Genomic DNA, 7936 nt, shown 5'->3' with positions numbered 1-7936 from the left:
CAGTTATGAGGTTTTTCCGCGCTCCGCGCGGAAAAACCTCATAGATCATTTTTATTTCCCAGTACAGCCTAATATCAAATTGCAACAGTTTTGTACCAGCAGGCTGTCATCGGTTTGCAATCTTTTCTCTTTATAATGCATAGGGCGTGGGCGATCACGCCGGATCTGGCCGGCGACAGAGCGGGCAGATCGGAGAAACGTCGTGCTGATAAAGGAGAAACGCTTGAACGTACTGGTGACAGGCGGCGCGGGCTATATTGGCAGCGCTGTAGTAGAAGAGCTATTGGTCGACGGCCACACGCCGGTGGTGTATGATAACCTGGTGGCGGGCCATGCCGAGGCAGTGCCATCGGGCGTGGCGTTTGTGCGCGGCGATCTATTCGACGGCGGGCTGCTGCGGAGCACGCTGGCCAGCCAGGCTATCGACGCGGTGATACACTTGGCGGCCTTTCTGCAGCCGAACGAGTCGATGACCAACCCCGGCACATATTTTCAAAATAATGTGGCCGGCACGGTGGCGCTGCTCAACGCAATGGCCGAGCAGCAGGTGCGGCGCTTTATTCTTTCATCGACCTGTGCGACCTTTGGCGACCCGGTGTACACGCCGATCGATGAGCAGCACCCACAGCAGCCGATCAGCCCATATGGCGTGAGCAAGCTCATGATCGAGCAGATGCTGCCGTGGTACGAGCAGGCGTACGGGATCCGCTACAGCTGTATGCGCTACTTCAACGCATGCGGTGCCACACCCGAGCGCGGCGAAGATCACGAGCCGGAGATCCACCTGATACCGCTGATCTTGCAGGTGGCGATGGGCAAGCGCCCGCATATCAAGATCTTTGGCACCGACTACGACACGCGCGACGGCACCTGCATCCGCGACTATATTCACATCAGCGATCTGGGGCGGGCGCACGTGCTAGCGCTGGCGCCGCTCGAGCAGCGCAGCCGCAACTTTAACCTGGCGAATGGTGACGGCTTCACGGTGCGCGAGGTGATCGAGGCGGCGCGCAAAGTCACAGGGAAAGCGATCACTGTGGTAGAGGAGCGCCGGCGCGCTGGCGACCCGCCGGTGATGATCGGCGATAGCCGCCGCGCGCGCGCCGAGCTCGGCTGGGAACCGCGCTACCGCGCGATCGAAGCGATTATCCAGAGCGCGTGGGATTGGCATCTGCGCTACCCGCAGGGCTACGCGCGGCACGGCTAGGGCGAAAAGCGCCCGGAACCACTGCAATGGCATAGGGTAGCGAAACACAACGGAGCGGCACTGTGCCGCTCCGTTGTGCTGTTGGCGATCGAGCCGAGCTAGTGCTGCGGATGTTCGACCGGGGTACCGCGCGGGATATTGACGATCTCGGCCTCGCCTGCGGTTTCGGCGTGGCCGTGGCCGGCGTCGGCGCCTTCGCTATGCGCGTGGCCGTGATGGTGCGCGGCGCCATACTCGGTGATCAGGCTGGCGCGCTTGACCCGCCGGTCGTATTCGCGAAAAACGGCCTTTGAGATCGAGGAAAAGAAGCCCATACTGCTGAACCTCGCGTGCTAGTGCTCACAATGCTTTGCATCTGGCAGTATTATACCGCACTCGAAGCAGTTTGCAACGCGCTGCTTTACAAAACGAACACTTGTGCTATAATAGTTTATACCAGATCGGGTAGAGTTTTCGACGAAAGGGACGAGCACATGGAAGATGTTACCTTCACGCGTGGCCCGGCGCGCCGCCCAATGCCGCGCGTGGCTGACCCGCTGCTGCAATGGGCCACTGGCCTGCAGACGAAAGAGCGCCGGATCTACGCAGGCTGGCTGGTTGAGGCCGGCAAGATCGAAGCGCTCGACGAGGCCATGGCTGCAGCGAATTTCAGCCAGGTGACGATCAAGCATGGCAGCGGCAACATGGTGACCCACTGGGCGGTGGAGACGGCAAACCTGTTTGTGGTGGCCGAGGGCGTGCAGTCGATCGGCGAGATGAAGCACACCGAGGAGCGCTACGGCATCGCCTTCGGCTGGCGCACGCTCGAGGGCGGCCGGCAGCAGTCGGTGCTGCGCTTCCGCGGCTTTCTGCAGGAACTGCTGAATGTCGGGTTCTACGAGCCCCTGCTGATCACGGCGAAGAGCACGCTGACAGGCGACTTGATCGCGGCGCTGACGCGGCAGTACGAGGTGCTCGACGCGGTCGACGCATTTCGGGCGCTGGATAAGAAGCCACCGCTTCAGGCACCGTTCTACGCCTGCAGCATCCCACTCGGCCCCGGCCAGGAGGTTGCGCGCGGCAGCGGCGGGCAGACGAAGGAGATCACGCCGCCGATCGCGCTCGTACCGGCGCCGATCAGCAAAGAGTATATTCGGGCGCACTGGATCAAGCGCGAGTGGGCCGCGCTGATCGAGGGCGGGCACGGCGGGCCATCGCTGATCGACCAGACGATCGCATGGTCAGTCACTACATCGAAGCTGATTGGCATAGGCGAGGAGCAGCCAGGTGGCGCGCCGCTCGACGAGGAGCCAGCGCCGCAGGGGCGGCCGGCGCCGGCGGCTGCGCCAGGGCCGCGCGCCAGCGCAAATGGCAATGGCCGCCGGCAGCTCGAGGAAAGCCTGCTGTAGCCGGGCAACACTACGCCAGGGACCACGAACCGCGGGGCAGATGCCCCGCGGTTCGTGGTTTCCGGGAACAAAATTTCGAGGTGGCATTACCGCGTAAGTTCTATGAGTGTCAGGCGCCGAGCATAAGGCGGGTGAAACCGCGCCAGTGTGGCGTGGCCTTGTGCCCAAGGTGGCGCAGCGCCGCAACGCGCGAGGCCCGCAGGCGGCGCAGCAGGCGGCGGCCAGACAGAATGGCGCGGCGCAAGGCGTAATCGCGCGGGCCAAGCAGCCGCCCGCCGAGCACAAAGAACGGCAGCCCAGGCATGATCGGCAGCAGGCAGCCTGCGACGCCAAGCGCAAAGCAGAGCAGCGCGAGCGCGCGGCGCAGGGATGCTACGTGAGCGGAGCGGACGGGCGAGCGGTGCTTGGGCTGAAGTTTCATCGGCGGTGCCTCGGGTGCTAGTCATCGATACGCTGACGTTATACTACCCGGAAGGCGCCGCCGAATGCATCAGCGAGCGCTGATTGCCACCTGATAGATCGCTCAGTCGCCTATCAGGCGCTGCCACTCGCCGCGAATGGGCGAAAGAATGAAGCGCTGCAGGATAGGCTGCTCGGCGTCGAGGTCGTTCCAGGTCTCGGCAGCCCAGGCGCGCACCTCGTCCACTGCGGCGCTCAGCAGAGCGTCGCTGAGCGCCCATGTCTCGGCGTCGGCGCGCGCGGCCATGCCGGCGAGCAGGGCGGCCGGGCTGGCGTAGGTTTGCCATTCGGCGGCCACAACCTCGGGCTCGATCGTGCCGCCCATGCGGGCGATTGCCTGGGCCAGCGCGGCGCCGGCGCCGGGTGGGCGGGCGCCTGGCAGCATATGCATCACCACCTCGCGCAGCTTGCCACGCAGGCGCTCGGCGCAGCTCTGCGGGTCGCGCCAGTCGCGCCCTTGCATGAAAACACCGCCTGGGCGCAGCACGCGCGCTACTTCGGCCAGCGCGCCGCGCCAGTCGGGCACGAGGTGCAGCACGTGCACTGCCAGCACTGCATCGAACATGTTGTCGCGCAGCGGGAGCTTGGCCACGTCGCCTTGGACGAGCGCGCAGCGGTTTGAGAGCGCCGCGCTTGCGGCCTGGGCGACGCGCAGCATCTCGCGCGCGATGTCGACGCCGACGATCTGGCAGCCTGCGGCGCTGGTAGGAAGGGCGATCCGGCCAGTGCCGACACCCAGTTCGAGCACAAGCGCGCCAGAGCCGGCCAGCCCGGCGATCGCCTGCCCGACTTGGGACGATACCTCGGGCGGATGCGCGCGCTGGGCATCGTAGCTAGCGGCAATTCGGTCAAAGCTGATCTGCAAAGTCATTCCGTTTTCCGCTCATTTCAGCTATACTACAGGCGCCGCATATTGTTTGTTCAAGAGCAGCCCTATGTATATTCGGTGGGTTGTGCGTAAGCACAAGAACGCCACAACGGCGAATGTGGTATTTCACGACGCGTACCTGGTCGAGAGCTATCGCGATGGCGAGAATACGCCGCGCCAGCGCACAATCTGCTACCTTGGCAACATTCGTCAGATCGACGACGAGTTCCCGACAATCGAGCGCGAGCTGTTTTTGCTGCGCGCCGAGCGCATTCTCGCCAGCACACCCGAGGTGCCGATCGATGAGCGAGGCCAGGTGATTGAGCTGCTGCGCGAGAAGGTGCCGCGCTTGACCGAAGCCGAGGTGCTGGAGGCGTTTCGCAATAATATGCGCTGGTACTATAGCTGGTGGCGCGATCATGGCGGCGGGCTAACGCGCGAGCAGCTGCTGGCGCTGATCGAAAGCCTTGACGAGCGCGTCGGCCCGCTCTAGGGCTGCCGGCTTATTGCTCGGCTTCGTCGCCGCCAGGCCAGCACATCATGCCGGCACACGGCCCAAGCGCGGGAAACAGCGCCATCCACCAGGCCGCATCGATGGCGCTACGCTGTGGCTGCGCCGGCGCCCACGCGCCGCTCAGCACATAGATCGCCCCGCCGAGCGCCGCAAGCATTGTGACATGCAGTGCCGGCGACGCCACGAACAGCTGGTAGACGAGATAGCGCAGCAGCAGCGCCGTGAAATCGTGCGCCAGCCCGGCCAGCAGGCAGATCATCGTCAGCGCGACAATCGTGTGGCGAAACAGCCGGAATGCGCCGTTCGTGTGGCGAACGTGGGGTACTGCGATCATATCGGCATCCTGCTATACGTGCGGGCGCGAGCTACGCGATCTTGGCGAATCGTACGAGGTATGCAAAATATACACGTAGAGGTGAGCTACTGTATATTTCACTTCGTATATTATTAATAAAGTAGTATGAGCGATAGGCTGAGTATAGCATAGGCTATTCACTTCGCAATATTTACAAAACCTCTAGTTTCCGTTTGCAAATACTCTACGCACATGGTATATCGTGGTACGATATGCAACGGTTAGGTTTGGCGTGCTTTGGCACGATGGAGTAGTTTTATGCTTCGCCAGGCGGTACGGCCGGCCGGCTTAGGGCCAGCCGCGTGGACGATGGTGGTGTTTGGGGTGCTGGCGCTGGCCATGGGGGCGCTTGGGCTGCTCGCGCCGCGCCTGCTGCTCGCCGCGCTTGGGTTCAGGTTTGTTGGGGCGGCCGAGCGCCCCGCAACCGATTATACGCCCGCGTTTCTGATGGCCTCGTCGATGGCGTCGCTGAACATGGGCGTGTACTATGTGCTGGCGGCGCTTACTGGCACGCGGCGCTTTTTCAGCTGGACGGTGCCGTTCCGCGCGCTGACGTTCTGCGTGTTCAGCCTGGGCGTGCTGATGGGCTACGCGCCGCCGCGCTTTTTCGCGGTGGCAGCCTGGGAGCTGATCGGCGGGATCGCGACAGGCGCGGCGCTGCTGTACGAGCAGCGCCAGGAGCGGAGTGTGCGCTACGGCTGAGCTGAGTCGCCAGGCTACTGCGGAAGGCAGTAGACAGCGCGATCAGCTGTGCTGTGGCAGCGTAAAGCGCACGCGCGCGCCCTGGCCTAGCGTGCTTTCGGCCCAGATTGTGCCGCCGTGGGCCTCGACAATGCCGCGCGCGATTGCCAGGCCCAGCCCAGCGCCGCCCGTCGCGCGCGAGCGCGACTTCTCGCCACGGTAAAATTGCTCGAACACGCGCGGCAGATCCTCCGGCGCAATCCCCTCGCCAGTATCGGCAACCTCGACCAGGATGCCGGGCGTTTCGAGGTGCGCGGCTGGCGCTGTGCCGGCCGAGATTGTAACGCTGCCGCCGGCCGGGGTATGGCGGATGGCATTACCGACGAGGTTCGCCAGCACCCGGCCGATCTTCTGCGGCGCGATCAGCACAGGCGGGAGGCCGGGCGCGACGTTCGCGCGCAGGTGTACGCCCTTGGCAGCGGCCTGTGGCTGCATACCGTCGATCGTGTCGTCGACCAATTCGGCCAGCGCAGTGCGTCGCAGGTCGAGCGCGAGCGCGCTGGCGTCGATCTGCGCGAGCTCGAACAGGTCGTCGATCAGGCTGCTGAGGTGGCCAATCTGCGCGCGCATGGTCGCAAGGTAGCGCGCCGAAGTAGCGGCGTCGTCCACCACGCCATCGGCTAGCGCGTCGGTCATTACGCGCAGCGACGTAAGCGGCGTACGCAGATCGTGCGAGATCGCGGCCACCAGCTCGCGACGCGCGGCCTCCATACGCGCGCGCTCGTCGGCGACGGCGGCCAGCTGAGCGGCCATGCGGTTGAACTGCGCCGCCAGCGCGGCCAGCTCGTCGCTACCGGCAGCGTCGACTCGCGTGCTCAGCTCGCCATTGGCGATAGCCTGCGCGCCATGGTGCAGCGCGCCGACGCGCTGCGCCAGCGATTGGGCCAGCGTGTAGCCCAGCGCCAGCGACACGACCGCCGCGAACAGCATCAGTAAGACCAGCAGCGGCAGGTCGTGGTCGCTCGAGATGAACATCAGCCGGGCGGTGATGAAGATATTCAGGATGGCGACCAGAATGCCGAGCATGTAGGTGAGCGTCACCTGGAGCCACAGCCGCACCAGGCCGCGCCGGAACCAGGCTAGCCCAAGCGCGCCGAGCCCGAACGAGATCGTGCCGGAGATCAGCAGGTAGCGCGCTAGCTCGGTCATGTCGCTGCCGCGCACGCCTAGCCAGCCAACCGCCAGCAGCAGCGCCAGGCCCAGCGCTACGAGCAGCCCTAACCCCAGCGGCGCGATTGTGCGGCGTAGCGAAAACAGTGTTTGCATAGGCATTTACGGTCGTTCCAGCTTGTACCCCACGCCCCAGATTGTCTGCAGCAGCACAGGGTTGGCCGGGTCGCGCTCGATCTTCTCGCGCAGGCGGCGGATGTGTACGGTAACCGTGCCCATATCGCTGGCGAAGGTGTAGCCCCACACGTTGTCGAGCAGCTGCTCGCGGGTGAAGACCTGGCCGGGGTGGCGCATCAGAAAGTGCAGCAGGTCGAACTCTCGCACGGTCAAGGCGACCGGCTGGCCGTCGAGCGTGACGCTGCGCGCGCTGGCGTCGAGCCGCAGCCCGCCGATCGCCAGCACCTGCTGCGCGGCCGCTAGCGGCTCGGCGGCGGGCGCGGGCTGGGTGCGCCGCAGCACCGCCTTGACGCGCGCCACCAGCTCGCGCGCGCTGAACGGCTTGGTGACATAATCGTCGGCGCCGAGCTCGAGGCCGACGACGCGATCGGCTTCTTCACTGCGCGCGGTGAGCATAATGATCGGGATGGCGCTGCTGGCGCGCAGGCGCCGGGCTACCTCGAGGCCATTCAGCCCTGGCAGCATCAGGTCGAGCACGATCAGGTCGGGCGGCTGCTGGGCCACAAGCGCGAGCGCGGTGTTGCCGTCGGCGGCCACGATCGCGCGGAAGCCTTCGCGCTGGAGGTATAGCGCCACTACCTCTACGATCGTGGCTTCGTCGTCGACGATCAGGATCGTTTCACCGCTCATGAGCTGCCCCTGTTGTTTGGAATGTTGCCGGCAGCGCCATTGTACTGCATCGGGCTGTGCGCGGACAAGTGTGTATGCCGCCAGAGGCATCGCCGGCGCGGGCACAAGCAGCGCCTTGAGTGTCGCAGCGCTAGCTTACCCGCCGCCTACGCGAGTATTAAGGTTTTCTTACTGTATTTTTGCCTGCGGCAGCAAGGAGCGCTGCCGCAGGCCGGGGCTGCTAGCGTAGCGTGCCAACAATTGATACCTATTTTGTTATGAATTCGGTTCTGAATATATCTTGGACAGCTTAATCACCTTTTGCTACACTTACGCAGCATTTGCCGAAATTCGTGGATGTGGCGCGGGGCAAAGCCACGGCGTGGTTCGACAACGCCATGGGTTTGCGCTATAATACGCCGCATTCCAGGCTATTCTCGCCGTGTCA

The 7936-nt window shown here is 64.4% G+C and carries 10 protein-coding genes; 4 read left to right on the top strand and 6 right to left on the bottom strand.

All coding sequences use genetic code 11. From position 1 onward, the window contains the following. The first annotated feature begins 223 nt into the window (after positions 1–223). Entirely contained in the window at positions 224–1207 is a 984-nt protein-coding gene (gene galE / locus U0177_RS26000; RefSeq protein ID WP_409573591.1) for a UDP-glucose 4-epimerase GalE, read from the top strand. A 98-nt stretch (positions 1208–1305) separates the two neighbouring features. Here the strand turns inward: galE and U0177_RS25995 are convergent, their stop codons facing one another. Continuing rightward, positions 1306–1521 carry a hypothetical protein gene (locus U0177_RS25995; protein WP_409573590.1) on the bottom strand — a complete coding sequence of 72 codons (216 nt, stop codon included), beginning with the start codon at positions 1519–1521 and terminating at the stop codon, positions 1306–1308. 159 nt (positions 1522–1680) lie between these two features. Here U0177_RS25995 and U0177_RS25990 point away from each other — a divergent pair, with 159 nt between their 5' ends. Beyond that, the gene (locus U0177_RS25990; RefSeq protein WP_409573589.1) at positions 1681–2595 is read left to right on the top strand and encodes a hypothetical protein; all 915 of its coding nucleotides are present in this window, start codon (positions 1681–1683) and stop codon (positions 2593–2595) included. A 109-nt stretch (positions 2596–2704) separates the two neighbouring features. Here U0177_RS25990 and U0177_RS25985 read toward each other — a convergent pair whose 3' ends face one another. Next, positions 2705–3016, bottom strand: a complete 312-nt coding sequence (locus tag U0177_RS25985) for a hypothetical protein (protein WP_409573588.1) — start codon at positions 3014–3016, stop codon at positions 2705–2707. 102 nt (positions 3017–3118) lie between these two features. After that, positions 3119–3925, bottom strand: a complete 807-nt coding sequence (locus tag U0177_RS25980) for a class I SAM-dependent methyltransferase (RefSeq protein WP_409573587.1) — start codon at positions 3923–3925, stop codon at positions 3119–3121. Positions 3926–3989: 64 nt separating this feature from the next. On the opposite strand from U0177_RS25980, the gene U0177_RS25975 reads away from it, so the two are divergent. Beyond that, positions 3990–4415: a hypothetical protein gene (locus U0177_RS25975; protein ID WP_409573586.1), complete on the top strand. Its 426-nt coding sequence runs from the start codon at positions 3990–3992 to the stop codon at positions 4413–4415. Between the two features lie 10 nt (positions 4416–4425). On the opposite strand, the gene U0177_RS25970 is transcribed toward U0177_RS25975, so the two are convergent. Continuing rightward, entirely contained in the window at positions 4426–4770 is a 345-nt protein-coding gene (locus U0177_RS25970; protein ID WP_409573585.1) for a hypothetical protein, read from the bottom strand. 279 nt (positions 4771–5049) lie between these two features. On the opposite strand from U0177_RS25970, the gene U0177_RS25965 reads away from it, so the two are divergent. Further along, on the top strand, positions 5050–5493 hold the full coding sequence (locus tag U0177_RS25965; protein ID WP_409573584.1) for a hypothetical protein: 444 nt from the start codon (positions 5050–5052) through the stop codon (positions 5491–5493). Between the two features lie 42 nt (positions 5494–5535). Here the strand turns inward: U0177_RS25965 and U0177_RS25960 are convergent, their stop codons facing one another. Together U0177_RS25960 and U0177_RS25955 are read right to left on the bottom strand one after the other, a co-directional pair. Then, a complete protein-coding gene (locus tag U0177_RS25960; RefSeq protein WP_409573592.1) occupies positions 5536–6462 on the bottom strand; it encodes an ATP-binding protein in 927 nt (308 codons plus the stop codon). 342 nt (positions 6463–6804) lie between these two features. Continuing rightward, positions 6805–7509 carry a response regulator gene (locus U0177_RS25955; protein ID WP_409573583.1) on the bottom strand — a complete coding sequence of 235 codons (705 nt, stop codon included), beginning with the start codon at positions 7507–7509 and terminating at the stop codon, positions 6805–6807. Between the last annotated feature and the right edge of the window lie 427 nt (positions 7510–7936).

Source organism: Kouleothrix sp., from assembly GCF_046328425.1.
Classification (GTDB): domain Bacteria; phylum Chloroflexota; class Chloroflexia; order Chloroflexales; family Roseiflexaceae; genus Kouleothrix.
Note: the sequence above shows the minus strand (reverse complement) of the source record. Positions and strands in the feature narration are given on the sequence as shown.

Bases quoted from the DNA above. Each gene is read 5' to 3' on its own strand.
- U0177_RS25990 (WP_409573589.1), top strand. From the start codon at position 1,681: ATGGAAGATGTTACCTTCACGCGTGGCCCGGCGCGCCGCCCAATGCCG.
- U0177_RS25995 (WP_409573590.1), bottom strand. From the start codon at position 1,521: ATGGGCTTCTTTTCCTCGATCTCAAAGGCCGTTTTTCGCGAATACGAC.
- U0177_RS25960 (WP_409573592.1), bottom strand. From the start codon at position 6,462: ATGCTGTTCGCGGCGGTCGTGTCGCTGGCGCTGGGCTACACGCTGGCC.
- U0177_RS25970 (WP_409573585.1), bottom strand. From the start codon at position 4,770: ATGATCGCAGTACCCCACGTTCGCCACACGAACGGCGCATTCCGGCTG.
- U0177_RS25985 (WP_409573588.1), bottom strand. From the start codon at position 3,016: ATGAAACTTCAGCCCAAGCACCGCTCGCCCGTCCGCTCCGCTCACGTA.
- U0177_RS25965 (WP_409573584.1), top strand. From the start codon at position 5,050: ATGCTTCGCCAGGCGGTACGGCCGGCCGGCTTAGGGCCAGCCGCGTGG.
- U0177_RS25975 (WP_409573586.1), top strand. From the start codon at position 3,990: ATGTATATTCGGTGGGTTGTGCGTAAGCACAAGAACGCCACAACGGCG.
- U0177_RS25980 (WP_409573587.1), bottom strand. From the start codon at position 3,925: ATGACTTTGCAGATCAGCTTTGACCGAATTGCCGCTAGCTACGATGCC.
- U0177_RS25955 (WP_409573583.1), bottom strand. From the start codon at position 7,509: ATGAGCGGTGAAACGATCCTGATCGTCGACGACGAAGCCACGATCGTA.